Source organism: Kribbella capetownensis (assembly GCF_004331485.1).
GTDB classification, from domain to species: Bacteria; Actinomycetota; Actinomycetes; order Propionibacteriales; family Kribbellaceae; genus Kribbella; species Kribbella capetownensis.
Genome location: NZ_SJKD01000002.1, coordinates 828,617 through 855,265 on the forward strand (window position 1 = coordinate 828,617; position 26,649 = coordinate 855,265).

Consider the following 26,649-nt stretch of genomic DNA (forward strand, 5'->3'; position numbering starts at 1 on the left):
TCGTGACCCCAATGTTTCGCGGATGTTACGCCCAGCGTGTCCGCGCTGACCCACTGGTGTACGGCGGTGACGGCCTGAGATCTCCCGGTCCGCTGTGTCCCGGCCCGGACCGCTTCCGTAGGCTAGTCATCATGGCATCATCCGCACAGCCGGGCACAGGACCCTCCGAGGAATTCCGGTTCCCGGGGAATCGGCTGGGACTCCCGGCCACCGGACCGGGCTCGGTCGCGGGCTGGGGCCGCCGGGTGCTGGCGCTGCTGCTGGACTGGCTGATCGCCGGACTGATCGCGTCCGCGGTCACGTCGAAGCCCATCTGGGCGGGCGGCAATGACTTCGGGACCGCGCAGCTGGTCACTTTCTTCGCCATCACCGCGATCCTGACCGGGCTGGCCGGCGGCACCATCGGTCACCGTGTGTGCGGGATGCGGGTGATCCCGATCCGCGGCACCACCAGTTACACGACGCAACCGGGCCTCCTCGCGGGTGCCATCCGCGCGTTCCTGATCTGTCTGCTGATCCCCGCGGTCGTCTACGATCGCGACCGCCGTGGCCTCCACGATCGCGCCGCGAACACCGCCGTCGTACTGCGGTAGTCAGAGCCGGGTGAGGCGGAGCTGGACGTCGTCCAGGTAGCCGGTGCGGAAGCCGGCCTCGGAGTACGCGAGGTAGAACTCCCACATCCGGCGGAAGGTGTCGTCGAAGCCAAGGTCGGCGATGGCCGGCCAGCGCTCGATGAAGCGGTTCCGCCAGATCCGCAGGGTGCGCGCGTAGTCGGCGCCGAGGTGCCGGAGCACTTCGAGACGCAGGCCGGTGTGCCGCGTGGTGACGTCGTCGATCACCTTGATCGAGGGGATCAGGCCGCCGGGGAAGATGTACTTCTGCACCCAGGTGAACGTGTTCCGGGTGGCCAGCATCCGCTCGTGCGGCATCACGATCGCCTGGACGACGGCGACCCCGCCGGGCGCGAGCCGCCGCTCGATCGCGTCGAAGTAGACCGGCCAGTACTTCTCGCCGACCGCCTCGATCATCTCCACGCTCAGGACGGCGTCGAACTCGCCGATCTGGTCGCGGTAGTCACGCAACGCCACCTGCACCCGATCGCCCACGCCGGCGTCCGCGATCCGGCGCTGGGCCATCAACGCCTGCTGCGAAGCGATGGTGATCGCGGTGACCCAGGCACCGCGCTGCGCGGCGCGGATCGCCAGGCTGGCCCAGCCGCACCCGATGTCGAGCACTCGTGATCCGGACACCACTCCGGCCGCGTCGAGGATCGCGTCGAGCTTGTTCAGCTGCGCCTGCGTGAGTTCGTCGTACGACGCTGTGGCCAGGTCCGCTGCGGCGGCGGGGCCGAAGTACGCCGCCGAGTAGGTCAGGGTGGGGTCGAGGAACTCGGAGAACATCGCGTTGCTGAGGTCGTAGTGGCGGCTCACGTTCTCGCGGGCGCCGGCCCGGTCGTTCTCCTGGTCGCCAGGCAGGGACCGAGTCACCAGCCAGCGCAGCGACTGTGCCCATTTCGGCAGCAGGTGCCGGGTCTCCTCGTTGCTGAACCGCTCGGCGAACGGGACCAGCAGGTCGGACAGATCCGTGCCCGGCTCGGGATCCCAGTCGCCGGCCAGATAGGCCTCACCGAATCCGGACCCGGCGTCGTGACCCAACCGGTCCAGGAACGCTGCGCTGCGGTGCACGCGCATCGCCGGTCCGCCCAGGCCGTAGGACCTGTTCTCGAGGTGGATCGTGGCCGGCAGGTCCCTGGCGATCAGACGGAGCGCGGCCAGCGCGCCGGCCCGGCGTACCGGGTTCGACCGAGGGCGGGCCAGCGTCGGCCACGTCTCGGCCACCGGCTGATGCACAACCGGCAGGAGATCCGTCATGATCGTCAACCTCGTGTCCTCGATCCGTCCTGGTCGCACCTTAAGGCCCAACCTCCGCCCCACGACGCGACACGAAGGCACACCCGTGCCACGTCACGGACAGATCAACTGATGAGCGGCCGCCGGGTTACCCCGGCATCTCGCTCGTCGCCCCCCGGCGCCGAGTCAGCGGCCCTTCATGGCCTGCCTGGCGCCCTTGAGGCTGGTCGGCACCGGACCCTTCGGCATCGGCACCTGCGGGCGGACGGCGTCCAGCGCCTTCAGCCGCTGCAGCAGGTCGGTGATCTCGGACGGCTGCAGCGCCTGGGGCAGCTTCATCACGTGCTTGGTGAGCTTGCGGATGTCGATCTCGTCCTCGCCCTGCCCGGCCACGATCTGGATCACCGGCGCGCCACCGGCCACCCGGTTGTGCTTCTTGCCCTCGGCGGCGAGGAGGTTCTTCACCCGGCTCGCCTGCCCCTCGCCGACCAGCACGATGCCGGGCCGGCCGACGACCCGGTGCACGATGTCGGCGTTCTTGGTGACCGCGACGGCGGGCGTCACGGTCCAGCCGCGGCGCAGGGTCTGCAGCGCGGACGCGGCCGCACCGGCCTGGCCCTCGATCTGGCTGTACGCCGCCTTCTCGACCCTGCGGCCGAAGATGATCGTGGCGGCGAGGAAGCCGAGCGCGACACCGAGCGGGATCCAGATCATCAGCGGCCCGACCAGCAGCCCGACCACCACGAAGACGGCGACGACGCCCAGGAAGATCCCGGCGAGCACCAGTCCGATCGTCGGATCGGACTTCTTGGTCATCTTGTACGCCGAGGCGATCTGCTTGAGCCGACCGGTCTTCTTCTCTTCGGGCGCGTCGTTCTTGGCCATCTCTCCCGGATCCCTGTTTTAAGCGGTCTGTGCTGCGTTCCGGGTCGCGGCGTTCATCCGCGACTCCACAGCCTGACGGTACAGCCGACCGGCCCGGTACGACGAACGCACGAGTGGCCCGGACATGACTCCGGCGAAACCGATCTCCTCGGCCTCGGCCTGCAGCTCCACGAACTCCTCGGGCCGGACCCACCGCTCGACCGGGTGGTGCCGCACCGAGGGGCGCAGGTACTGGGTGATGGTGATGATCTCGCAGCCGGCGGCGTGCAGGTCGCGCAGCGCCTGGCTGACCTCGTCCCGGGTCTCGCCCATGCCGAGGATCAGGTTCGACTTGGTCACCAGGCCGTAGTCGCGGGCCTGGGTGATGACGTCCAGCGAGCGCTCGTAGCGGAAGCCCGGCCGGATCCGGCGGAAGATCCGCGGCACCGTCTCGACGTTGTGCGCGAAGACCTCGGGCCGTGACGAGAACACCTCGGCCAGTTGCTCGGGGACGGCGTTGAAGTCGGGCGCGAGCATCTCGACGCCGGTGCCCGGGTTCAGCTCGTGGATCTGGCGGATCGTCTCGGCGTACAGCCAGGCGCCGCCGTCGTCCAGGTCGTCGCGGGCGACGCCGGTCACGGTGGCGTAGCGCAGGCCCATGGTCCGGACCGACTCGGCGACCCGGCGCGGCTCGTCGCGGTCCAGCGCCTCCGGCTTGCCGGTGTCGATCTGGCAGAAGTCGCAGCGGCGGGTGCATTGGTCACCGCCGATGAGGAACGTGGCCTCGCGATCTTCCCAGCACTCGAAGATGTTCGGGCAGCCGGCCTCCTGGCACACGGTGTGCAGCTGCTCGGACTTCACCAGCTTCTGCAGTGCCTGGTACTCCGGGCCCATCTTGGCCCTGGTCTTGATCCACTCGGGTTTGCGCTCGATCGGGGTCTCCGCGTTGCGCACCTCGAGCCTGAGTAGCTTCCGTCCTTCTGGGGCGATCGTCACGACTCCAAGGGTACGCGGCCCAGGTCAGGAGCCATCCACCCGTAGGCTGATGAGCTATGGCCACGCTTGAACTGGGTACGGCGCCCGCGGATGCGGAGCCTGGGACACCGCCCGGCACCGGGACGACTGTCCGGGGCTGGGTGCGGCCCGGGCCGACCGCGGCGCAGCGGCGTTTCGACGTACTGCTGGGCCTCGGGATGGCGGCCGCCGCGGTGATCGGCACCGAGCTGGCACGGGGCGCCTCGTCGACCCACGTGGACCTCGGGATCGGCGGAGTCGAGGCGTACGTGCTGAGCGCGGCGGTCTCCCTGCCGCTGTGCTTCCGGCGCCGGTTCCCGATTCCCGTGCTGCTGGCGGTCGCGGCGCTGTTCGTGGTCACGGGGGAGCGGGCGAGCTTCGCCTTCGCCAGCAACCTCACCACCCAGGCGTCGCTGTTCATGGCCATCTACGCGGCCGTCGCCTGGTCCCGGGACCGGCGGCTGATGAAGGCGGCGGTCGCGGTCGTCTTCCTCGGGATGTTCGGCTGGTTGACGATCAACTTCGTCAGAGCCCTGCGCAACAACGAGATCGAGGGCCCGAACCACGCGCTGCTCTCGCCGTACGTCTCCAGCGTCATCCTCACCGTCGCGCTGAACATCCTCTACTTCTTCGGCGCCTACTTCTGGGGCCGGACCGCGTGGGGCACCGCCCGGCAGCGCCATGAACTCGAGCAGCAGGCCACCGAGCTCGCCGCTCAGCAGGAGGCGAACGCCCGCCGCGCGGTGATCGACGAGCGGCTGCGGATCTCCCGCGAGCTGCACGACGTCGTCGCGCACCACATCAGCAGCATCGGCGTCCAGGCCGGCGGCGCCCGGCGGGTGATGGACTCCGACCCCGACGCGGCCAAGAACGCGCTGAGCGTGATCGAGAACTCCAGCCGTACGGCGGTCAACGAGATGCGCCAGCTCCTCGGCATGCTCCGTGCCGCCGACCCGGACGTCGACCTGGAGGCGCCGGTCGCCAAGGCGCCGCAGGCAGGCGCCGACCGGCTCCCGGCGCTGATCGCGGACGTGAACGGCGAGGGCCTGTCGGTCGGCTTCCACCAGATCGGCCAGCCGGTTCAGCTGCCCGAGACGGTCTCGGTGTCGGTCTACCGGATCGCCCAGGAAGCGCTGACCAACGTACGGCGGCACTCGACGGCGCGGAGTGCCCACATCACGCTGCGTTATCTTGGTGACTCGGTCGAGCTCGAGGTGATCGACGACGGCCGGCCCAAGCACGCGCCGGTCGGCAGCCGGCTCGGCCATGTCGGGATCCGTGAGAGGGTCGGTCTGCTCGGCGGCGAGTCCGAGATCGGGCCGCGCCCGGTCGGTGGCTTCCGGGTCCGGGTCCGGATCCCGCTCGACCCGCAGAACCGCCCGCTGCAAGGAGGAGACCAGGCATGACCGACACGGTGACCGAGCCGATGCGCGTCCTGCTGGTGGACGACCAGGACCTGGTTCGCGCCGGGTTCCGGATGATCCTGTCGGTCGAGCCGGAGATCGAGGTCGTCGGCGAGGCCTCCGACGGGGAGAAGGCGATCGAGCTCGCGCTGGTCCTGCGGCCGGACGTCGTACTGATGGATGTCCAGATGCCGGGCATGGACGGGATCACCGCGACCCAGCAGATCGTCGCGGCGGACGCGGGCAAGGTCGTCATCCTGACCACGTTCGACCGGGACGACTACCTGTTCGAGTCGCTCGGGGCCGGGGCCAGCGGATTCCTGCTCAAGAACTCGGCGCCCGAGGACTTGGTCGACGCGATCCAGGTCGTGCACTCCGGTCATGCGCTGCTCGCGCCCGAGGTGACCAGGCGCGTCATCAAGCGGTTCACCGGTGGCGGCGAGCGGGTCTACCGCCCCGACCTGCTGGAGGACCTGACCGAGCGCGAGCGTGAGGTGCTCGGCCTGATCGCCCGCGGCCTGACCAACACCGAGATCGCCAACCAGCTGTACGTCGGTGAGGCCACGGTCAAGACGCACGTCTCCCGCGTGCTGCTCAAGCTGGGGCTGCGCGACCGCGTCCAGGCTGTCGTCTTCGCCTACGAGTGCGGCTTGGTCACCCCTGGCGACGACCCGACCGGCTGACCGGCGACCACAGCGACCAGAGAGCAGACGGCGGCGGTCACCACGACAACGGCCGGTACGCCGATCTGCTCCGCCGTTAGCGGGACGACCGCGAGGACGGCGGCAGCGCAGAGGATCAGCGCGGGATGGATCACCCGGTCCACCTCGATCGGCTTGTGCACGGCCCAGAGCAGCACGATGAACGCGGCAGCAGGCACCGAGACCGAGTAGCCGACCGTCACGGGGGAGACCTCCATCTCGTGACCCGTCTGGACGGCCACCTCCAGTCCGGCGCCCAGCGCGGCCAGCGACGCGAAGACGCCGTAGTGGCCATAGCCCCAGCGGTACGACTGGTTGCGCCGCTGGCTGAGGCACTCTCCGGCCGGGTGCTGGAAGTAGAACCACCAGAGTGCGAAGAGCAGCACCAGACCGGCCCCTGCGACGACCAGGAGTGAGCCGCTGAACTCGCCCGCGGCCAGCGCATTCTGCACGCCTCTGGTCGCTGCCAGCACGCTCTCGCCGAGCAGGATCAGCGTGAACAGGCCGTACCGCTCGGCGATGTGGTGCGGATGCCAGTTGGTCGGGTAGGTGCGCTCGGCCCAGCGCGGCACGGACAGCTCGAGTACGACCAGCACCAGGAACACCGGCGGGTTGGGACCACCGGTCAGCACCAGACTCAGCAGCCACCCCACCTGCGCCACCGCGATCCCGATCGCGTAGCGGAGCGCCGTACGCCGACGGGTCGGGTCCTCGGCGGCCGCGCGCAGCCACTGGGCCACCAGTGCGAGCCGCATGACCACGTACCCGAGCGCCACCCAGCGGAAGTCCGAGTGCTTCGCCGCCTCCGGGATGCCGGCCGCGATGACCAGGACACCGCCCATCTGCACCATCGTCAGCAGCCGGTAGGCGACGTCGTCGGTGGCGTACGAGGAGGCGAACCAGGTGAAGTTCATCCACGCCCACCAGATCGCGAAGAACACCTCGAGGAACGGCACCACCCCGTCGGCGAGATGACCGCTCTCGATGCTGTGCGCCAGTTCTGCGGTGGCCGCGGCGACCGCGACCACCAGGGTCAGGTCGAACAGCAGCTCCAGCGGACTGGCGGTGCGGTGTGGCTCGTCGACGGCGCGGGCCGTCATCCGGGCTCTGAGCGGAGTGCGTTCTGCGGGCAAGGTCGGCTCCTTGTCGGTCCGGTCACCAACTGAGACAGGACAGTCTCCCGAACTGTGACCGCCCGCGCTGTCACAACCGCGGTGTGTGCCCTGTCTTAGCTGGCGACAGGAGTGCGACCAGCGCACCAGGAGCCCGAGAGGCGAACCATGAAGATCGTGGTGATCGGCGGTACCGGACTGATCGGCTCGAAACTGGTCCGGCGATTCGAGGCGGACGGTCACGAGGCGATTGCGGCCTCACCGAACACCGGAGTGAACACGCTGACCGGCGAGGGACTGGCCGAAGTACTGGCCGGCGCCGCCGTGGTGATCGACGTGTCGAACTCACCGTCGTTCGAGGACACCGCCGTGCTGACGTTCTTCGAAACGTCCACCTCCAACCTGCTCGAGGCCGAGGCCGAGGCCGGCGTCGGGCACCACGTCGCGGTGTCCATCGTCGGCACCGAGCGGCTCCCCACCAACGGCTACTTCCGGGCCAAGATCGCGCAGGAGCAGCTGATCAAGAAGGGCGGCATCCCGTTCTCGCTGGTGCACGCGACGCAGTTCTTCGAGTTCACCAACGCGATCGCGGACACCGCCACCGACGACGCCGGCAAGATCCACATGGCGCCGGTGAGCTACCAGCCGATTGCCGGTGACGACGTCGCGGACCAGGTCGCCCGGACCGCGGTCGGCGAGCCGCTGAACGGCCGCCGGGACATCGCCGGGCCGGACCGGTACCGGATGGACGACTTCTTCCGGAAGGCCCTGCCCGACCGCGAGGTCGTGACCGACGACCACGCGACGTACTTCGGCAGCGAACTGCTCGAGGACAGCCTGGTCCCGATCGATGACGTGACGCTGGGGCAGTTCCACTACCCGGAGTGGGCGGAGGCGCACCGATGAGCTCTGGCGACTTCCTGGAAGGTCTGGAGAGAGAGGTCGACGCCGACCTGGCCATGGTCGAGGCGGGTGCCCCTGCGGCCGACACCCCGCCGAGCGAGTGGCTGGTGGACCCGGAAGAGGTTGAGGTCGAGCAGACTGAGTACACCAGTCTGCTGGGCGCGATCAAGGCGCTCGAAACCGACCGGACGGATCCGGGCGAGGCCCCCACCGGACTCGACGACACGGTGCGGGGGCAATGAGAGGAGTGACGGTGGCGGACGACCTCGAATCGGCCCTGGAGGTGTTCGAGGGCGTTCGCCCACGGCTGTTCGGGATCGCCTACCGGATGCTGGGGAGCGCCACCGAGGCCGAGGACCTGGTCCAGGACGTGTGGCTGCGGTGGCAGGCGGCCGACCGCAGTACGGTCACCAACCCGGCGGCGTACCTGGCGACCGCGACCACTCGGCTGGCGATCAACGCGGCCCAGTCGGCCCGGGTACGCCGGGAGACGTACGTCGGGCCGTGGTTGCCGGAGCCGGTCGACACCAGCGCGGATCCGTACCTCGGTGCCGAGCGCGCTGACGCGCTGGAGTTCGCCGTACTGCTGCTGCTGGAGCGCCTGTCGCCGAACGAGCGGGCGGCGTACGTACTGCGGGAGGCTTTCGACTACCCGTATCCGCAGATCGCCGAGATCCTGCAGCTCAACGAACCGGCGGTCCGCCAACTCGTCAGCCGGGCCCGCAAGCACGTCACCGGCGAACGTCGTACTCCGGTGGACAGTGCCGAGCAGCGCAAGCTCCTCAGCGCCTTCGTGACCGCGGCGAGGTCGGGTGACCTCGCCGAGCTCGAGGAGCTGTTCGCCCCGGACGTGACCAGCGTCTCCGACGGCGGCGGGATCCGGAGTGCTTCCAAGCTCCCGGTGCACGGTGCCCAGACGGTGGCGAAGTACTTCCGGTCGTTCAAGGACCGCTTCTGGGTCGGGGTCGAGGTGGAGCTGTCGACCGTCAACGGGCAGCCTGCCGCGCTGCTGCGGCAGGACGGCAAGGTCTTCACGGTGCTGACCATGGTCGCCACCAGCGACGGCATCGAGCAGCTCATGTGGGTGATGAATCCGGCCAAGCTCGGACGCGTGGGGTGATGGAGTCCGTCGTACGACGCTTCGCGGCGGCCTGTGCGGCGGAGGACCAGGAGGCCGTGCGGGAGGTGCTGGCCGCGGACGTCGTCCTGGTCAGCGACGGCGGCGGCCGGGTCCTCGCGCCCCTGCGCCCGATCCGCGGCGCGATCGAGGCCGCGCGGATCGTCGTCACGCTGATGTCGGCCGCCGTCTTGTCGATCGAGGAGATCAACGGCCGTCCCGGCATCGTCCTGCGCCGCAGCGGCCGGGTCGAGGCCGTCGCCTCGCTCGAGGTGTCCGGGCCGGTCATCACCCGGATCTGGGTCGTACTGAATCCGGACAAACTGGCCCACTGGCTGGCGGCTGATCCGTCCCGCGGATGACACCGCCGATCACCCTGGAGGCCGACGTGCCCGCACGCCCGTCCTGACTAGCGTTGGAACCGCTCCCGCCGTGGGAGCGACCGGCGTGCGCCCGGTCAGGGGCCGACGTGATGGGAAGCGGTGACGGATGCTGAGGGTGGCTGGGCTCACTCGGCGGTTCGGGGATCAGCTCGCGCTGGACGACGTGACATTCGACGTCGTCCCGGGACGGATGACCGGATTCGTCGGGGCGAACGGAGCCGGGAAGACGACGGCGATGCGGATCATCCTCGGGGTGCTGGCGGCGACCGCCGGCGAGGTGCGGTGGAACGACGCGCCGCTGACCCAGGAGGTACGGCGGGACTTCGGCTACATGCCGGAGGAGCGCGGGCTGTACCCGAAGATGAAGATCCGCGACCAACTGGTGTTCTTCGGCCGGCTGCACGGTATGTCCGCGGATCGTGCGGAGGAGCGCACCGACAAGCTGCTCGAACGACTCGGGCTGGCTGAGCGGGCCACCGACGCACTCGAGACGCTGTCGCTGGGCAACCAGCAGCGGGTGCAGATCGCGGCCGCGCTGGTGCACGAGCCGATCGCGCTGGTTCTGGACGAGCCGTTCAGCGGTCTCGACCCGCTGGCGGTCGACACGATGGTGGACCTGCTCCGCGAGGAGGTGACGCCGGAGGTGCCGGTGCTGTTCTCGAGCCATCAGCTCGATCTGGTCGAGCGGCTGTGCGACGACCTCATCGTCCTGTCCAGGGGCAAGGTCGTCGCGGCCGGTCCGGTGGCGGATTTGGCCGCCGGCGCGGGTACGACGTACCGGCTCGTGGTTGACGGTGACGCGGGCTGGCTGCGCGACATCCCGGGCATCCAGGTCCGCGACGTGGCCGGCGGTACGGCGCTGTTCGACGTCGAGACCGACGGGGTAGGACAACAGATTCTTCAGCAGGCGATCACTCGCGGGCCGGTGCTCGAGTTCGGGCCGGAACGGGTGGCGTTGAGCGACATCTTCCGGGAGGCGACCCGATGAACGACCGATCTCTGGACCGTCCGTGGATGCTGATCGCCGAGCGCGAGATCACCACCAAGCTGCGGGACAAGACCTTCATCGGCTCGACCGTGGTGATGCTGTTCATCGTGATGGTCGCCGTGATCCTGCCGGCGGTGCTCGCCGGCCGCGGCGGCGCGGACAAGATCGCGGTGGTCGACGACGCCGGCGCGAAGGTCGTGCAGCAGGCGTCCACCACCAAGGGCGGTGACGGCTTCGAGGTGGTCCGGGCCGCGGATCGTCCGGCCGCCGAGCAGCTCGTGACCGACGGCGACGCGAAGGTGGCGCTGCTGCCGGACGCCGATGGGTACATCGTCCTCGGCAAGGACCGGGTCGACTCCGGGCTGGAGGGCGCGCTGCGTGAAGCTGCGTCGGCCGTCGGGATGGAGAAGAACGCGGCCGGAGCGGGCCTGACGCCGACCGAGCTGCGCGCCGGTACGAACGTGCAGCTGGAGCTGCTCAAGCCGGGTCCGTTGCCGGACATCGTCTCCGACTTCGTCAACATCGGCCTGGCGCTGGTGTTCTACATGACCGCCCTCGGCTTCGGCATGATGATCGCGCAGAGCGTCGTCCAGGAGAAGGAGAGCCGGGTCGTCGAGATCCTGGCCGCCGCGGTACCGATCCGGTCGCTGCTGTGGGGCAAGGTGCTCGGCAACACCGTGCTGGCGTTGTCGCAGATCGTGGTGATCGCGGCCGCGTCCCTGATCGGGCTGCTGGCCACCGACCAGGCCGACATCCTCGAGGTGGTCGCGCCGGTGGCCGGCTGGTTCGTGGTCTTCTTCGTGCTCGGGTTCGTCGCGCTGGCCGGGTTGTGGGCGGTCGCGGGATCACTGGCGACCCGGCAGGAGGACCTCGGGTCGACCACGCTGCCCGGGCAGATGATCCTGATGATCCCGTTCTTCTTCTCGGTGTTCGCCGGATCGTCGGCCAAGACCGTGGCGTCGTTCATCCCGATCGCGTCGTCGATGGCGATGCCGGGCCGGATGCTGACCGAGGACGTACCGCTGTGGCAGCCGCTGCTGGCGATCGTGATCCTGCTCGCCGGGACCGTCCTGATCGTCCGCCTGGGCGCCCGCCTCTACGAGCGCACGCTGCTCCAAACCGGCCGCCGGCTCGGCTACCGAGAGGCACTGGCTATCAAGGCGACCTGACACGAGTCTTGGGCCGTGGCCCCTGCCGCGGACCAAAACTCATCGTTACAGCCGGGGCCGGCGTTACACGGTTGGTCCCGGCTGAGACGAAACCGCAACACTCGGAAACTGTGAGCTGTGCGTTGACCTGGACTACGGTCTCAACGCATGAACGTTGAGCTGCGCCACCTGCGGGTGGTGGTCCTGGTGGCAGAAGCGGGGTCCGTCGGGCGGGCCGCCCGCTGGCTGAAGGTCAGCCAGCCGAGCCTGACCGCGCAGCTGAAACGCATCGAGGCCGCCTTCGGCGGTGAGCTGTTCGAGCGCTCCCGCACCGGCGTCACCCCCACCGCCCTCGGCCGGTACGCCGTAGATCGCGCCCGCGCCATCCTGGTCGACGTCGACCACTTGTCCGCCACCGTCTCCGCGATGACGGCGGTCGAGTCCAGCGCCGTACGGCTGGGCGGATTTCCGACCGCGCCCATGTCCGGCATCGCCTCCCGGCTGCGAGACCACGGCGAGATCGAGCAGGTGAGCATCGAGGTCGAGTGGTCCACCAGCGTGCTGCTGCAGCAGCTGGAGAGCGGACGGCTCGACTTCGCGCTGCTGCGCGAGTTCCCCGGCTTCGAGCTGCGGCTGCCCAGCGGCGTCGAGTCGACCACAGTGGTCGAATCGGAATCGGCGTACGTCGTGATGTCCGCCGACCACCCGTTGGCGGTGGCGTCGCGACACCGCGGTGAGATCGACCTGGCAGCGTTGCGCGACGAGGAGTGGATCGGGGAGCCGCCGGACGACAGCGGTTTCCACGTGTTGTTCCGGGCGGCGTGCGAGGAGGCCGGGTTCCACCCGAAGGTCGAGCACCACTCGGTCGACACCTCGGTACTGATGGGCTTCGTCACCAGCGGTCAGGGCGTCGCGCTGGTCTCACCGACGTCGTACCGGATGCTCTCCACCGACGTCACCACCCGCACCCTCACCGGCGACCCCATCCACCGCCGCCTGCTACTGGCCTGGAGCACGGAATCCCCGCGCGCCCAGATGGCCCCGGACGTCCACGAAATGGCCGCCGCAGCCTACGAACAAGCCTTCACCGAACACGCCCGCCGAGACCAACACCAACGCATGCACGTCGCGTAGCTCCCAGCCGGTGTCGCCGGCCGTGAACACCTTCCAGAGACTCTGAACACGTTCTGGGCACGGTCAACACGTCATACCGTGTCCGCGGTCCCCAGATCCTGTCCACACACCCACGGCCGGACGGGGGGAGCTAGGCCCCAGCCGCCCGGATCTGCCCGGGGCCATCGACCACCGGCGGATTCTCGAATGCACTGATGAAGAACTCCCCAGTGTCCTCCGGATCGTCCATCCGCTCCCGATACTGAGACCCCACCTGCTCCCGAACCCCCGGCACCGGCGCCGTCCCCAGCCGCTCCCCAACCTCAGGCACCGGCGGCGTCCCCACCCGCTCCCCGACCTCAGGCACCGGCGGCGTCCCCGCGCGCTCACCCTTACCCTCAGGCACCCCACCCGGTGCCTCAGGCGCGGCCGCCTGCCCACTCGCCGCCTGCGGCCCCGCCAGCTTCCGCTCGTCGCCGCCCGCCTGAGGCGCACTCGTCTGCCCACCCGACGCCTGCGGCCCCGCCGCCTTCGGCTCGGCGGGCTTCGGCTCGTCGCCGCCTGCCTCAGGCGCGCTCGCCTGTCCTTCCCCCTTCACCGACGGCTCAGCCGCCCCCGACTGCCCAGCCGCCGCCCAAGCCGCTCCGGCCGCCGCCGCTCCGGCCGCTCCGGCCGCTCTGGGAGCTTGTGCTCCGGCCGTCGGTCCGCTCGGTGTCTGCGGTCCTGCCGGCTTCGCCTCTTCCGGACGCTCCTCGGTCTCCGCCTGCTGCCCCGTCTGCACCGGCACCTGCTGCGTCTCCGGCTCAGCCTCGTCCACCGGCGCCGCCTGCTCAGGCTTGCTGGCAGGTGCCTCGGGCTCATGCACCTCAGACACGGGCACCTGCTGCGTCTCCCGCTGCTCAGACGCGGGCGCCTGCTGTGTAGCCTGCTCGGCTTCCTGCACCGGGACCTGCTGTGTCTCCTGCTCAGCCGCGCCGGCCGCCGGCGCGCTAGCGCTCGTCGCGACCTGCGTCACCTGCTCGTCCTCGGCCATCGGCGGCTGCGATGGCTCCGCTACCGGTGCGGACTCAGACTGCTTCTCCTGCTGGGGTTCCGCGGCAGGTACCTGCGTGGTCTCGTCTCGATCGGTCGGCACGAGCACCGTGTCGTCACCAGGTTCGTTGCCCTCGGCATCGTTGTCCCTGCCGCGGAACTGCGCCGTGTTCTCCGCCGGACCAGCGGCCGGGAACTGCGCCGTCTGCTCATCCGCCTGACTCCGCGGCCGCACCGGCTCCGGGTCCTCGTCGAACAGGTCGTCGAACCGGCTCCGGCTCTCGTACGTCCCGGCGTACTGCCCCGGATAGGTGCTCCCGGCAACCGGATACAACGCGGCCGCGTCCGCCTCCTGCTGCGCCTGCACGGCCTCCTGCTCCTGCTGCAGCCGCTCGGCCTCCGCGCGCTCCCGCTTCCGGCGCTGCGCACCCTGCACGATCAGCTGGATCCCGTAGACGAGCGAGATCACCGCCAGGATCGGTACGACGCCGTTCAGCGTGTACTGCTTCGAGCCGTCGATCATCCCGTTGGTGACCCCGGGGACGTCGTTCAGGAAGTTCGTCGTCCGGTTCGGGATCCACAGCCAGCAGTAGATCAGCGTGCCGAACGCGAGGAACGCGCCGAGCGCGCCCGCGCCGGAGAAGTACGACACGACGGTCCAGAAGATGAGCGCGCCAATGCCGTAGGCAAGCGCCATCTCCTTCGCATTCAGCTCGATGCCGCCGGGCGCCGCGAGAACTCCGAACACAGCCGGGCCGGCGAGCGCAACGGCCACTCCGAGCAAGAAACCGAGAAACTTGGACACACCTCCAAGGTAGCGACGTTTTGCCGTCACACCCTGCAGACACTTCGGCACGTACAGAAGGGCAAACGCTTGCGGCAGAAGGCAGCGCCCACTTCGCGTGACCTAGGCTGAGCACCTGTGGAGCGACCGAACATCGTGGTGATCCTGTCCGACGAGCACACCGGTTCCGCAGCGGGTTGGGCCGGTCACCCGCGGATACAGACGCCGCATCTCGACCAGATGGCGGCGCAGAGCGTCTCGTTCGACCGCGCCTACACGAACAGCCCGATGTGCGTTCCGTCGCGGTTGTCGCTGATGACGGGTCAGTACGTGCACCAGATCGGGGCTTGGGACAACGGTGTCATCCCCGGTCCGGATTTCCGCTCGTGGGGCCATCATCTGCGCGACTACCAGACGGTCATCGCGGGCCGCACGCACTTCAACGGCCCCGATCGCCTGCTGGGCTTCGACCGCCGCTTGACCGACGATCTCGACTTCTGGATCGATCACAGCGGCCGTCCACCTCGTCGTACGGCGGAGTGGCGGCGACCCACCAATTCACACGTCACCGAGTACGGCGCTGGTGAGCACGTCCACACCCGCCACGACGTAGATGCCACCGATGCAGCGCTCGACTTCCTCCGCGATCCCGGCGAGGAGCCGTACCTGCTCTATGTCGGCTACATGCATCCACATTTCCCGCTGGTCGCACCGCCCGAGTTCCGCGACCTCTACGACCCGGCCGATGTCGAGCTTCCGCCCGCTCCGTCCGAAGACCAGCATCCGGTGATCTCGCTGTTGCGCCACGGCTTCCGCAACGATGAGCCGATCACAGAGGAACAGGCACGCGAGGCGACCGCTTGCTACTGGGCATTGATCAGCCATCTGGACCACCAGATCGGCCGGCTGCTGGCGGCGATCCCCGACGACACGGTCGTCATCTACATCAGCGATCACGGGGAGATGGCCGGTCACCACGGGATCTGGCAGAAGCAGTGCTTCTACGAACCCGCCGTCCACATTCCGTTCCTGCTTCGCCACCCCGCACTGGATCCAGCCGGGACCAAGGCCCCGGTGAGCCTGATCGACGTACTTCCGACGCTCCGGGCGATCGCCGGTCTGGCTCCCGACCCGGCCCTGCCGGGCACCAATCTGCTGGGTCCCGTCCCGACCGACCGTCCGATCCTCTCCGAGTACCACGCCCAGGGCATGATCAACGCGGGCTACATGCTGAAGTCCGGTCCCTGGAAGTACTGCTACTACGGACCGACCGACCCGCCCCAGCTGTTCGACCTCGACGCCGATCCGTTGGAACTGGACGACCTGGCCGCCCATCGATCCGACATGGTCGCCAGACTCGATGCCGCTCTCAGAGCGATCCTCGACCCCGATCAGACCAACGACCGCGCGCAAGCCGAGCAGGCAGACCGGGCCAACTGAACGGTCGTCAGTGCAGGCAGTGACGTCAGACGCTCAGGCCGTACGTGATGGCCGTGGGCGGTTCCTCGATGTGGTTGATGTCCGGTGAGCGCTCGTACTCTTCCCACGCGAGCATCCGGTCCAGGTGCCGTCGGATCGGCTCGACCACCTCGGTGACCGTGACGTCACGGCCGAGCTCCTTCGACAGGGTGGTGACGTCGGCGTCCGAGATCCCGCACGGCACGATCCGGTCGAACCAGGTCAGGTCGTTGTCGCAGTTCAAGGCGAACCCGTGCATGGTCACGCCCTGTGCGACCCGGATCCCGATCGCGGCGATCTTCCGCTCCCGGCCGCGGTCGTCGGCCGCCACCCAGACCCCACTGCGACCCTTGACCCGTCCGGTCTTCACCCCGAGCTCGGCGCAGACCGCGATCAGCGCCTCCTCCAGCCGGCGGACATAGTCCACCACGTAGACATGTGAGGCCAGCTTCACGATCGGGTAGCCCACCAGCTGCCCGGGACCGTGCCAGGTGATCTTCCCGCCGCGGTCCACGTCGACCACCGGCGTCCCGTCCAGCGGCCGCTCCTGCGGCTCGGTCCGCTTGCCCGCGGTGTACACCGGTGGGTGCTCGAGCAGGATGACCGTGTCCGATCCGGTGCCCTCGGCAACTTCCGAATGCAGGCGTCGCTGCTCGGCCCACGCGGTCTCGTAGTCCACCGCGTCGGCGCCGAACCCGGCCTCCACATACTTGATAGCCCTCACGTCTTCGAGTGTATGCGTCCCCGATGCCCGCCGTTCGCCGCCGTCCACAGGCCGCCCCCGATCAAGCCGTCGTACGGCGGCCGCCGGGGTGTGCTGTGGATAACTTCCGGGGGCCTGGTCGCGATTCGTGCACTCTCTTGGGCATGGACCTCGACGACATCGCCGGTTACAGCCTGCGCCGGAAGCTCGGGTCCGGATCGGCCGGCAGCGTCTGGCAGGTCCGCGACCTGGCCTCCGGCCGCAACGCCGTGCTCAAACGTGTCCCCGTCAGTGCGATCTCAGACCTGGAGGAGCTTCGTGAACAACTCTTCATCCTGCAACGCGTCAATCATCCCCATCTCGCGCGTCTCCTGGAGCTCCGCGAGACCGAATCCGAGTGGCTCCTGTTCACCCAGTACATCGCGGCAGGCACCCTCACCAGCCTGCTCGGCCGCCGCGGCGCCCTGTCCACGGGCGAACTGGTCACGCTCCTCAGCCCGCTGGCGGAGGCTCTCGACCACCTCCATCGCTCCGGCCTCACCCATGGCCGAGTCACCGCACCGAACGTCATGTTCGACTCCGCTGGCCGCCCAGTCCTCACCGACCCCGTCATCCATCCCTACCTCAACCCCGCGGCCAGCTCCCCAACGCCCACCGACGACCTCACCGCTCTGACCCACCTTGCCCATCAGTCCGGCGGCGGCCCGTCCCTCTTCCCACCAACGCTGTTCACCACCGGCGGGACCCGCGACCTCCTGGCCCTCGATGACCCTGCCCCCATCGACCTTGCCTTCCCCGAGCAGGAGAGCGGACCGGACACCACCAATCCACCCACCGACGACGATGACCCCGTCCACCGCTCCCGAGGCCCACTCACCCCATCCCCACCCGATGAGTCAGCAACCGATCCCGTGCAAGCAACCGGGCCTCAGCTCACCTCACCCAAGCCCGTTCCACGCCTCCCCAAACCCTCTCGCCGCCCCACGTCTCGGCGCCCAAGACTCAGCCGCCGCACCGCCGCCGCACCCACCAACCCCCTCGACCGCCTAACGCCCAGGCAACCCGCGCCCGCGCCGCCTACTCCACCGTCCTCGACACCAGCCACGAACTCTCCGGGCCTGCCTCAGCCGGGGCGTCGCCGACCACGCCGTCGCGTCTGGCGCCGGAAACACACGTTCTGGCGGCGCAGGTTCCCCCACCCCGGGTACGGCGTACTGGCCGCAGCAGGACTCGGCGCGGCGGTCGTACTCGTCCTCGGCCTACTCACAGTCGGCGCACTCGACAACCAACCCACCCCGACAGCGGCTACCGAGCCATCCGCAAGGCCACCCCAGCAGACTCCGACCCAAGCACCGACGCAGACCTCAACGCCAGCACCAACGCACAGCTCAACTTCAGTGGCTTCGCAGACCCCGACCGCGGCGCCTTCGACGGCGTCGCACTCACCTCGGCCGGCTGAGACAACGGACTGGGCGCGGACTCTGCAGGCTCTGGATGCCCAACGAGCACAGGCTTTCTGGGCTCTGGAGCCGAGCATTCTCGACAAGATCTACGTACCAGGGAGCAAACCGTGGACCTCCGACCGCGCCCTCATCGTGGCCTACAGCAAGCAACAACTCCGGGTCCGGGGACTCCGCATCCACATCGACTCGACCACCGTGGAGCGCCGCACAACGACGAGCGTCACGCTCCGGACCGTCGACCACCTGATCGCCGGCAGCTTCGTGGACCGTCACGGCACCAGCACCCCGCTGCCGCCGGCCACGCCCACGACCAGGCTCATCACCCTCACCGCGAACCCCAGTACGCCTGCGTGGCGAATAGCCACCATCACCAACGTCTGACAGCCAAGGCGCGCCCCATTGGGAGCCGTGCGTCAGTCGCTGAGAGCGGCCGACAGTGCAGCAGTGACGGTGGGGTGGTGGAACGTGAAGTTGGTGGACTGCAGGCGCGTCGGGATCGCGCGTTTGCTGCCCAGAAGCTCCCAAACGAATTCACCGAGGACGGCCTTCATCAGGAACCCGGGAATCGGGAAGAACGCAGGCCGGTGCAGCGCGGTCGCCAGTGCCTCGGTGAACTCCAGGTTCGTCACAGGAATAGGCAACGTGACGTTGACAGGCCCGCTGATCGAGTCGGTCTCGGCGACATGCCGGACCGCTCGGAGCCAGTCGGTCAGGGAAACCACCGGGAAGTACTGCGTGCCCGGTCCCAGCCGTCCACCCAGACCGACGCGGAAAGGAAGCGAGATCAATTGAAAGGCAGGAGCCCTGTGATCGAGGACCACGCCCGTACGCAGGGATGCGACGCGGCTGCCGGCCTCGCGAGCGGGTTCGAGCGCGCCTTCCCAGAGGCGGACGACGTCGGACAGGAACCCTTCGCCCAGGTCGGAATCCTCGGTGAGAATGCGGTCTCCGCAGTCCAGGCCATAGCCGCCCACACCGCTCTGGCTGATGAGCACCGGCCGGCGCTCAAGCTGGGCGGCGACCGCGGCCAAGGTGGCGGTCGTACTGACCCGACTTTCGCGAAGGATCCTGCGGTACGTCGGAGTCCACGGTCGGCCGATGTTCGCCCCGGCAAGGTTCACCAGGACATCCGGTTCGCCGAGTGCGGCCGGGTCCAGGTCGCCGCGCGCCGGATCCCACCGGATCTCGTCCGGCTTGGCCGGCGTACGCCGTACCAGGCGGTGGACCTGGTGGCCGTCGGCGACCAGGTCGCGCGCGAGTGCGCTGCCGAGGAAGCCGGATGCGCCGGCCAGGACGTACTTCATCCAGCGTGCTCCTTCGTCGGGGTCGGCCGTGTCCGGCAGTGTGCTGACAGCGGTGCCCACGCCCAAACGGGCGTGAACGGAAAAGGCGCCGGTGCTCGCCTCGGGGAGACGGACACCGGCGCCATCAACGGATCAGACGTCGAACTGGGCCTCTTCGAGGCGCTGCTTGACGGCGGTCAGGTAGCGGGCAGCGTCGGCGCCGTCGACCAGTCGGTGGTCGTAGGTGAGCGCCAGGTAGACCATCTGCCGGATCGCGATCGTCTCGCCGAGTTCGGGGTGGGTGATGACGACCGGGCGCTTGACCACGGCGCCGGTGCCGAGCATGCCGACCTGCGGCTGGTTCAGGATCGGGGTGTCGAACAGCGCGCCCCGGCTGCCGGTGTTGGTGATGGTGAACGTGCCGCCCGCCATCTCGTCCGGCAGCACCTTGTTGTTGCGGGTGCGGTCGGCCAGGTCCGCGATCCGCTTCGCCAGGCCGGCGATGTTCAGGTCGCCGGCGTTGTGCACGACCGGCACCATCAGGCCCCGCTCCACGTCCACCGCGATGCCGAGGTGCTCGGCGGCGTGGTAGGTGATCTCGCCCTTCTCCTCGTCGATCGACGCGTTCAGCTTCGGGTACTGCTTCAGCGCGTCGACCGCGGCGAGCGCGAAGAACGGGAGGAAGGACAGCTTGACACCCTCGCGGGCCTCGAAGTCGGCCTTCTTCGCGTTCCGCAGCTTGGCGATCTCGGTCACGTCGACCTCGACCACGGTGGTCAGCTGGGCCGAAACCTTCAGCGAGTTGACCATGTGGGCGGCGATCGCCTTGCGGATCCGGCTCATCTTCTCAGTGGTGCCGCGCAGCGGGCTGATGGAGGGAGCCTTCGCCGTGGGAGCAGCGGCGGCTGCCGGGGCGGCGGCGGGTGCGGCCGCAGCGGCCTTCTTCGCCTCGGCTGCGGCGATCACGTCCTGCTTGCGGATCCGGCCGCCGACGCCAGTGCCCTGGACAGCGTTGAGGTCGACCTGGTGCTCGGCCGCGAGCTTGCGGACCAGCGGGGTGACGTAGTTCGGGCCGTCGGACGACGATCCGTTCGCCGACGCGGGGACCGGGGCAGCGGCAGGAGCCTGAGCCGGGGCGGCCTGCGGGGCCGGCGCGGCGGCAGGCGGCTGAGCGGCGGGGGCCGGAGCCTGGGCGGCCGGGGCCTGAGCGGGCGGAGCGGCCTGCGGAGCCGGGGCGGCCTGCGGTGCCGGGGCGGCCTGCGGAGCGGGCGCGGCCTGAGCTGGGGCCTCAGCCTGGGCCGGGGCCGAGGCGGCCGGAGCTGCGGCGGGCGCGGGGGAGGAGGCCGGGGCGGCGTCGCTGGAGCCGACGATGGCCAGCTCGGCGCCGACCTCGACGGTCTCGTCCTCGGCGACCTTGATCTCGAGCAGCTTGCCCGCGATCGGCGACGGGATCTCGGTGTCGACCTTGTCCGTGGAGACCTCGAGCAGCGGCTCGTCCACCGCCACGTCGTCACCGACCTGCTTCAGCCAGCGGGTGACCGTGCCCTCGGTGACACTCTCGCCGAGCGCCGGCAGCGTCACCGACGTACCGGAGGCGGAGCCGCTACCGGAGGACTGGGCCGGGGCGGCCTGGGGTGCCGGCGCGGCCTGCGGCTCGGGTGCAGCCTCGGCGGCAGGAGCCGGAGCCTCGGCAGCCGGAGCGGTCTCAGCCGGAGCAGCCTCAGCCGGGGCGGACTCGGCCGGAGCAGCCTCGGCCGGAGCAGCCTCGGCCTCGGCGGGCGCGGAGTCGGCCGGGGCGGAGCCCGAGCTCTCGCCGGCGTCGCCGATCACGGCGAGCTCGGCGCCGACCTCGACGGTCTCGTCTTCGGCAGCCTTGATCTCCAGCAGAGTGCCGGCCACGGGCGAGGGAATCTCGGTGTCGACCTTGTCGGTCGAGACCTCCAGCAGGGGCTCGTCGACGGCAACCGTGTCGCCGACCTGCTTGAGCCAGCGGGTGACGGTTCCTTCGGTGACGCTCTCCCCGAGGGCCGGCAGGGATACAGAGGTCGGCATGACGGTCGTTGCTCCTTCGTCTGATCGGTCGAGTGTCAGCCTACGGGGCCGCCGGAGCGAGCGGGATCCGGGTTACAGCGGACGCGCCCGCCCCGCGGCCTCAAACCTACTCGGACAGTCCAGTGGCTGCCCGACCATCTCAATCGTGGAAATGCAGTGCCTTTCCGGCCAGCGCGAGGTGGGCTTCGCCCAGGGCCTCGTTCTGGGTCGGGTGGGCGTGGATCAGCGGTGCGACGTCGGCCGGGTAGGCCTCCCAGTTGTAGATCAGCTGGGCCTCGCCGATGAGTTCGCCGACCCGCGAGCCGACCATGTGCAGGCCCACGACCGCGCCCTCCTTGGCGCGGACCAGCTTCACGAACCCGGAGGTCTTCAGGATCTGGCTCTTGCCGTTCCCACCGAGCGGGTAGTTCACTGTCTCGACCTCGCCGTACTTCGCCTTGGCCTGCTCCTCGGTCAGACCGACCGACGCGACCTCCGGCTCGGAGTAGGTCACCCGCGGGATGCCGGCCTCGTCGATCGGAGTCGGGTTCAGCCCGGCGATGTGCTCGGCGACGTAGATGCCCTGCTGGAAGCCGCGGTGAGCGAGTTGCAGACCCGGCACGATGTCACCGACCGCGTAGACGCCGGGGACGCTGGTCTGCAGCGTCTGGTCGACGGTGACGAAGCCACGGTCGAGCGCGACTCCGACCTCCTCACAGCCGAGACCGGCGGTGTTGGGTCCGCGGCCGACCGCGACCAGCAACACCTCGGCCTCGATCACCTCGCCGCCCGCGACGCTGACCTTGACGCCGGAATCGGTCACGGCGACAGACTCGAACTTGGTGCCGGTCTTGAACGCGATCTTGCGCTTGCGGAACGCCCGCTCCAGGGCCTTGCTCGCGTCGGCATCCTCCGCCGGGACGAGCCGGGGCAGCGCCTCGACGATCGTGACCTTGGTCCCGAAGGAGGTCCAGGCGGAGGCGAACTCGACGCCGATCACGCCGCCACCCAGAACGACGGCGGATTCGGGGACCCGGTCCAGCGTCAGCGCGTGCTCGCTGGCGATCACCCGGTCGCCGTCGAGCTCCAGGCCCGGCAAGGACCGCGAGTACGAGCCGGAGGCAAGGATGACGTTCTTACCTGTGTACGTCGTGTCGCCGACCTGCACGGTGGTGGGGGAGGTGAGGCGGCCTTCGCCCTCGATCACGGTGATGCCACGAGCCTTCAACTGACCCTGCAGGCCCTTGAACAGCCGGTCGACCACGCCGTCCTTGTACTTGTTCACCCCGCCCATGTCCACGCCCTCGAGCGTGGTGCGGACGCCGAACTGTTCACCTTCGCGGGCCGAATCGGCCACCTCGGCGGCGTGCAGGAGGGCCTTGGTCGGGATGCACCCACGGTGCAAACAGGTCCCGCCGACCTTGTCCTTCTCCACCAGGGCCACGGACAGGCCGAGCGTCGCGGCCCGCAGTCCGGCGGCGTAGCCACCGCTGCCACCGCCAAGAATCACCAGGTCGTACGTCGTACCGCTGTCTGCCGTGTTCGTCACAGGTTCCTCCGTGGGCGTCTGGTCGGCGGGCCGGCCCCGGATCGCGGTTCCGGCCCGGCGACATCTTTTCACCGCCGGGGCCGGGCGCCACCGCCGGGCCGGTCGGCGGGCGTGCCGCTGGGTGCCTGGAGTTGTGGTGTTAGGGATACTTTCCCCATGAAGTGGTTCGGTCGCCGGCAGAAGCCGGGCACGATGCGCCGTTCGGAGAATCCGGATCAGGCGCACCTGCGGGAGTTCGCCCAAACCCGCCAGGGCGTCGAGGGGTTCGTCGAGCCGCGGACGGCGGTGACCGAGTACACCCTGCTGCTGGTCGCCATCGACGGCGAGTGGACGCGTCGCCGGGTGCCGTCGGTCCAGTGGGCGCACAACTTCGCCAACAAGCTGGGGATCCCGTCGTACGACGCGGCGGTGGTCGGCTACCCGCCTCGGATGCGCGAATACAACGCGCGGATGAAGAAGAACGGGCTGAGCTGAGGCGCGTCGCGCTGCCGCGGCCGCCGCTGGCGGGTGCAGGTAGCTCGCCTTCGGCGCTTCGCCGGTTGCTTTACGCCGGACCGCCGGTGCCCACGCAAAGCCCCGAACCGGCCTGGGACTGAGGTGGATGAAGGATCAGCGTGAGTTCTTCGCGACCGGCAATCTCGAGTGGACGGACGCAGGTGGAGGCATCGCCGAGAAGGTGCTCAGCCGCGACAACGAGAACGGCGACCTGACCCGGCTGGCCAGATGGGACCCCGGCACCACGTCGGGCGCCGGGGTCATCAGGCACGAGTACGTCGAAGAGGTCTATCTGCTCGAGGGTTCGCTGACGGATCTCACCCTCGAGCAGACCTTCGGCCCCGGCGACTACGCCTGCCGGCCGCCGGGGATGCCGCACGGCCCGTACACGACGGCCGACGGCTGCACGATGCTCGAAATCCGCTACTCAGCTCGCTGAGGCGGCCAGTTCCACCAACGTGCGTACGGCGTACCCGGTGCCGCCGGTGGGGGTGTAGCCGGACGGTCCGCCGTCGTTGAAGGCCGGTCCGGCCACGTCGAGGTGCACCCAGTCGATGCCCTCAGCAACGAAGTCGCCGAGGAACGCGGCCGCGGCCAGCGCGCCGCCCCAGGGCTCGCCGGTGATGTTGGCCAGGTCCGCGACCTTGGAGTGCGACTTCAGCTTGTCCAGCATCTCGGACGGGATCGGCAGCGGCCACATCGCCTCGCCGGCGGTGACCGCGGCGTCGACCACCCGGTCCCGGGCCGCGTCGGTGTTCGCGAACGCGCCGGCCACCTTGGTGCCCAGGGCAACGACGCAGGCACCGGTCAGGGTGGCCACGTCGATGATCAGGTCGGGCTCGTCCTCGGACGCGCGGACCAGTGCGTCACCGAGTACGAGCCGCCCCTCGGCGTCGGTGTTCAGCACCTCGACCGTCTTGCCGCCGTACATGTTGAGTACGTCGGACGGGCGGGCTGCGGATCCGGACGGCATGTTCTCGGCCATCGCGGCGTACGCGGTCACCTGGACCGGCAGCCCGAGGCGCGCGATCGCGACGGTCGCACCGATTACCGCGGCGGCGCCGGCCATGTCGGACTTCATGCTGACCATGCCGGTGGAGGTCTTCAGCGACAGGCCGCCGGAGTCGAAGGTGATGCCCTTGCCGACGAAGGCCAGGTGCGTCACCGGCTTCTTCGGTGTGTAGCTCAGCCGGACCAGCCGCGGCGGATTCGTCGAGCCCTGGCCGACGCCGAGGATGCCGCCGTACCCGCCCTTGGCCAGAGCCTTCTCGTCCAGCACCTCGACCTTGACGCCGTACTCCTTGCCGAGCTTCAGCGCCTGCGCGGCGAACTCGACCGGGTGCAGGTCCGACGGCGGGGTGTTGACCCAGTCGCGCACCTGGTGCACCGCGTCGGCGGTCACCTCGGCCCGCTCGAGCGCGGCCTTGGCTTCCTTCGTCCGGGCCAGGTCGGTGAGCACGATGAGGTTGCCGGGGACGTCGGACGGGCTCTCCGACTTGTACGCGGTGAACGAGTAGCGACCGAGCAGCGCGCCCTCGGCGACCGCGCGGATGCACTCGGCGTCGGGTGTCGGCAGCGCGAGCGCGACGGAGTGGGCCGTCTTCGCGGCGCGTACGCCGGTGCCGGCCGCGGCCCGCAGGTCCTCGGTCTTCAGTTCGCCGTCGGGGGCCGGGCCGAGACCGACCGCGATCAGGCTGGGCGACTTGGCCGGCTTCGGGCCGGGCACCTTGGTGACCTCACCGGATTTGCCGGTGGCGCCGAGGTCGGACAGCACCTCCACCAGCTTCCCGCCGTACGCGGCGTTCAGCGACTCGGTGCCGGCGGGCAGGGTGACGCCGCCGCCGAGTTTGACCACGCCGATGACCACGGCGTCGGTCTTGACACCGGCCGCATCGGACTTGCTCAGGGTGATGGTGCTCACGAAATCCTCAGTCCTCCTTGACCGCGCCGGGCAGACGGCCGGCCGTGACGGTACGTGAATGCTGCCTCCGCATGCTACGCGTCGGGTAAGTTCCGCTCCATGACCGCGTCAGTCGAATTGAAGAAGTCCCCGTTGCACGAGCGCCACGTCGCGCTCGGCGCCAAGTTCGCCGAGTTCGGCGGCTGGGAGATGCCGCTGGAGTACAGCGGTGTCGTCGCCGAGCACACCGCGGTGCGCACCTCTGTGGGCGTCTTCGACGTGAGCCATCTGGGCAAGGCGACAGTGAAGGGGCCGGGGGCAGCGGCGTACGTGAACTCCTGCCTGACCAACGACCTGGGCAAGATCGCGCCGGGACAGGCGCAGTACACACTGTGCTGCAACGAGCGCGGGGGAGTGGTCGACGACCTGATCGCCTACCTGCATGCCGACGACGACGTGTTCCTGATCCCGAACGCGGCCAACACCGCCGAGGTGGTCCGGCTGCTGCAGGCGGATGCGCCGGAGGGTGTCGTGGTGACCAACACCCACGACGACTACGCCATCCTCGCGGTGCAGGGGACCAACAGCGACGACGTGGTGTCCGCCATCGGCCTGCCGATCGGCCACGACTACATGTCCTTCATGACGGCCGAGTTCGCCGGTACGCCGGTTGTGGTCTGCCGCACCGGATACACGGGCGAGCGCGGATACGAGCTCGTCGTACCGAACCAGGCCGCGGTTGCGGTGTTCGACGCGTTGCTGGCTGCCGGGGCCTCGTACGAGATCGTCCCGGCCGGACTGGGAGCGCGGGACACGCTGCGGACCGAGATGGGGTACCCGCTGCACGGCCAGGACATCACTCCGGACATCACCCCGGTGCAGGCGCGGTCCGGCTGGGCTGTGGGGTGGAAGAAGGAGCGCTTCTGGGGCGACGAGGAGCTGCGCGCAGAGAAGGAGCGTGGACCGGCCAGGATCCTACGCGGCCTGCGTGCCGCCGGACGGGGGATTCCGCGGCCGCACATGACCGTGCTGGACCAGTCCGGCACCACTCTCGGCGAGGTGACGTCCGGAACGTTCTCACCGACGCTGAAGAAGGGCATCGCGCTCGCGCTGCTGGACGCCACGGTGAAGGAAGGCGACCAGGTGGTCGTCGACATCCGTGGCCGGCAGGAGACCTTCGATGTGGTCAAGCCACCCTTCGTCACCGTGCACGTTCGGGAGAGCTGAAGGTCCTCGGGCCAAGATGTGACTACGGTGAGCAACCGGACACAGAATGTGTTCCGTCGTCACCGAGTGTTATAAGTTGGCACAAATTGGCCACTGTCGGTGCTGTGCCGACGCGTTTTGCGAATGAA

General features: G+C 69.4%; 25 protein-coding genes. 15 read left to right on the plus strand and 10 right to left on the minus strand.

Going from position 1 to position 26,649, the window contains the following annotated elements; genetic code table 11:
• The first annotated feature begins 131 nt into the window (after nt 1–131).
• Entirely contained in the window at nt 132–593 is a 462-nt protein-coding gene (locus E0H75_RS14270; RefSeq protein WP_131513966.1) for an RDD family protein, read from the plus strand.
• Here E0H75_RS14270 and E0H75_RS14275 read toward each other — a convergent pair whose 3' ends face one another.
• The 3 genes from E0H75_RS14275 to lipA all read right to left on the minus strand — a co-directional run bounded on the left by E0H75_RS14275 (nt 594) and on the right by lipA (nt 3,710).
• Nucleotides 594–1,871: an SAM-dependent methyltransferase gene (locus E0H75_RS14275; RefSeq protein WP_131513967.1), complete on the minus strand. Its 1,278-nt coding sequence runs from the start codon at nt 1,869–1,871 to the stop codon at nt 594–596. It lies immediately after the preceding gene.
• 165 nt (nt 1,872–2,036) lie between these two features.
• Nucleotides 2,037–2,735 (minus strand): DUF4191 domain-containing protein, encoded by a 699-nt coding sequence (locus tag E0H75_RS14280; RefSeq protein ID WP_131513968.1) that lies wholly within the window; start codon nt 2,733–2,735, stop codon nt 2,037–2,039.
• Nucleotides 2,736–2,753: 18 nt separating this feature from the next.
• Complete coding sequence (gene lipA / locus E0H75_RS14285) at nt 2,754–3,710, minus strand: lipoyl synthase (protein WP_131513969.1); 957 nt, start codon at nt 3,708–3,710, stop codon at nt 2,754–2,756.
• Between the two features lie 56 nt (nt 3,711–3,766).
• Here lipA and E0H75_RS14290 point away from each other — a divergent pair, with 56 nt between their 5' ends.
• Complete coding sequence (locus tag E0H75_RS14290; RefSeq protein ID WP_131513970.1) at nt 3,767–5,134, plus strand: sensor histidine kinase; 1,368 nt, start codon at nt 3,767–3,769, stop codon at nt 5,132–5,134.
• Nucleotides 5,131–5,814 (plus strand): response regulator, encoded by a 684-nt coding sequence (locus tag E0H75_RS14295; protein WP_131513971.1) that lies wholly within the window; start codon nt 5,131–5,133, stop codon nt 5,812–5,814. Before E0H75_RS14290 ends, E0H75_RS14295 begins: the two co-directional genes overlap by 4 nt.
• Here E0H75_RS14295 and E0H75_RS14300 read toward each other — a convergent pair.
• Complete coding sequence (locus tag E0H75_RS14300; RefSeq protein ID WP_238163006.1) at nt 5,769–6,965, minus strand: low temperature requirement protein A; 1,197 nt, start codon at nt 6,963–6,965, stop codon at nt 5,769–5,771. The genes E0H75_RS14295 and E0H75_RS14300 overlap by 46 nt on opposite strands.
• A gap of 147 nt (nt 6,966–7,112) precedes the next feature.
• Between E0H75_RS14300 and E0H75_RS14305 the strand changes: the two genes are divergently transcribed.
• From E0H75_RS14305 to E0H75_RS14335, 7 genes are all read left to right on the plus strand, one after another.
• Entirely contained in the window at nt 7,113–7,850 is a 738-nt protein-coding gene (locus tag E0H75_RS14305) for an SDR family oxidoreductase (protein ID WP_131513972.1), read from the plus strand.
• A complete protein-coding gene (locus tag E0H75_RS14310; protein ID WP_131513973.1) occupies nt 7,847–8,089 on the plus strand; it encodes a hypothetical protein in 243 nt (80 codons plus the stop codon). Before E0H75_RS14305 ends, E0H75_RS14310 begins: the two co-directional genes overlap by 4 nt.
• Nucleotides 8,086–8,967, plus strand: a complete 882-nt coding sequence (locus tag E0H75_RS14315; RefSeq protein ID WP_131513974.1) for an RNA polymerase sigma-70 factor — start codon at nt 8,086–8,088, stop codon at nt 8,965–8,967. The genes E0H75_RS14310 and E0H75_RS14315 overlap by 4 nt, the downstream gene beginning before the upstream one ends.
• Nucleotides 8,967–9,326: a sigma-70 family RNA polymerase sigma factor family protein gene (locus E0H75_RS14320; protein WP_165553725.1), complete on the plus strand. Its 360-nt coding sequence runs from the start codon at nt 8,967–8,969 to the stop codon at nt 9,324–9,326. The genes E0H75_RS14315 and E0H75_RS14320 overlap by 1 nt, the downstream gene beginning before the upstream one ends.
• Before the next feature lie 127 nt (nt 9,327–9,453).
• Nucleotides 9,454–10,335: an ABC transporter ATP-binding protein gene (locus E0H75_RS14325; RefSeq protein ID WP_131513976.1), complete on the plus strand. Its 882-nt coding sequence runs from the start codon at nt 9,454–9,456 to the stop codon at nt 10,333–10,335.
• On the plus strand, nt 10,332–11,504 hold the full coding sequence (locus E0H75_RS14330; protein ID WP_131513977.1) for an ABC transporter permease: 1,173 nt from the start codon (nt 10,332–10,334) through the stop codon (nt 11,502–11,504). Before E0H75_RS14325 ends, E0H75_RS14330 begins: the two co-directional genes overlap by 4 nt.
• 147 nt (nt 11,505–11,651) lie before the next feature.
• Nucleotides 11,652–12,617, plus strand: a complete 966-nt coding sequence (locus E0H75_RS14335; RefSeq protein WP_131513978.1) for a LysR family transcriptional regulator — start codon at nt 11,652–11,654, stop codon at nt 12,615–12,617.
• A 130-nt stretch (nt 12,618–12,747) separates the two neighbouring features.
• On the opposite strand, the gene E0H75_RS14340 is transcribed toward E0H75_RS14335, so the two are convergent.
• Nucleotides 12,748–14,433, minus strand: a complete 1,686-nt coding sequence (locus E0H75_RS14340; RefSeq protein WP_131513979.1) for a hypothetical protein — start codon at nt 14,431–14,433, stop codon at nt 12,748–12,750.
• Between the two features lie 117 nt (nt 14,434–14,550).
• Here E0H75_RS14340 and E0H75_RS14345 point away from each other — a divergent pair, with 117 nt between their 5' ends.
• On the plus strand, nt 14,551–15,852 hold the full coding sequence (locus E0H75_RS14345) for a sulfatase-like hydrolase/transferase (protein ID WP_131513980.1): 1,302 nt from the start codon (nt 14,551–14,553) through the stop codon (nt 15,850–15,852).
• A gap of 25 nt (nt 15,853–15,877) precedes the next feature.
• Here the strand turns inward: E0H75_RS14345 and lipB are convergent, their stop codons facing one another.
• Complete coding sequence (gene lipB, locus E0H75_RS14350; protein WP_131513981.1) at nt 15,878–16,594, minus strand: lipoyl(octanoyl) transferase LipB; 717 nt, start codon at nt 16,592–16,594, stop codon at nt 15,878–15,880.
• 143 nt (nt 16,595–16,737) lie between these two features.
• Between lipB and E0H75_RS14355 the strand changes: the two genes are divergently transcribed.
• Nucleotides 16,738–18,417, plus strand: coding sequence for a protein kinase domain-containing protein (locus E0H75_RS14355; protein ID WP_165553727.1), 1,680 nt, complete (start codon nt 16,738–16,740; stop codon nt 18,415–18,417).
• 32 nt (nt 18,418–18,449) lie between these two features.
• Here E0H75_RS14355 and E0H75_RS14360 read toward each other — a convergent pair whose 3' ends face one another.
• From E0H75_RS14360 to lpdA, 3 genes are all read right to left on the minus strand, one after another.
• A complete protein-coding gene (locus tag E0H75_RS14360) occupies nt 18,450–19,340 on the minus strand; it encodes a TIGR01777 family oxidoreductase (protein ID WP_131513983.1) in 891 nt (296 codons plus the stop codon).
• A gap of 132 nt (nt 19,341–19,472) precedes the next feature.
• A complete protein-coding gene (gene sucB / locus E0H75_RS14365; RefSeq protein ID WP_131513984.1) occupies nt 19,473–21,371 on the minus strand; it encodes a 2-oxoglutarate dehydrogenase, E2 component, dihydrolipoamide succinyltransferase in 1,899 nt (632 codons plus the stop codon).
• Between the two features lie 139 nt (nt 21,372–21,510).
• Nucleotides 21,511–22,899 carry a dihydrolipoyl dehydrogenase gene (lpdA, locus tag E0H75_RS14370; protein ID WP_131513985.1) on the minus strand — a complete coding sequence of 463 codons (1,389 nt, stop codon included), beginning with the start codon at nt 22,897–22,899 and terminating at the stop codon, nt 21,511–21,513.
• Nucleotides 22,900–23,055: 156 nt separating this feature from the next.
• Here lpdA and E0H75_RS14375 point away from each other — a divergent pair, with 156 nt between their 5' ends.
• Nucleotides 23,056–23,373: a hypothetical protein gene (locus E0H75_RS14375; RefSeq protein WP_131350737.1), complete on the plus strand. Its 318-nt coding sequence runs from the start codon at nt 23,056–23,058 to the stop codon at nt 23,371–23,373.
• Nucleotides 23,374–23,500: 127 nt separating this feature from the next.
• Nucleotides 23,501–23,833, plus strand: a complete 333-nt coding sequence (locus E0H75_RS14380; protein ID WP_131513986.1) for a cupin domain-containing protein — start codon at nt 23,501–23,503, stop codon at nt 23,831–23,833.
• Here the strand turns inward: E0H75_RS14380 and E0H75_RS14385 are convergent.
• Nucleotides 23,822–25,315 (minus strand): leucyl aminopeptidase, encoded by a 1,494-nt coding sequence (locus E0H75_RS14385; protein WP_131513987.1) that lies wholly within the window; start codon nt 25,313–25,315, stop codon nt 23,822–23,824. The two genes, E0H75_RS14380 and E0H75_RS14385, sit on opposite strands and share 12 nt — an antisense overlap.
• A gap of 99 nt (nt 25,316–25,414) precedes the next feature.
• Between E0H75_RS14385 and gcvT the strand changes: the two genes are divergently transcribed.
• Nucleotides 25,415–26,521: a glycine cleavage system aminomethyltransferase GcvT gene (gene gcvT, locus E0H75_RS14390; RefSeq protein WP_131513988.1), complete on the plus strand. Its 1,107-nt coding sequence runs from the start codon at nt 25,415–25,417 to the stop codon at nt 26,519–26,521.
• Nucleotides 26,522–26,649 lie beyond the last annotated feature (128 nt).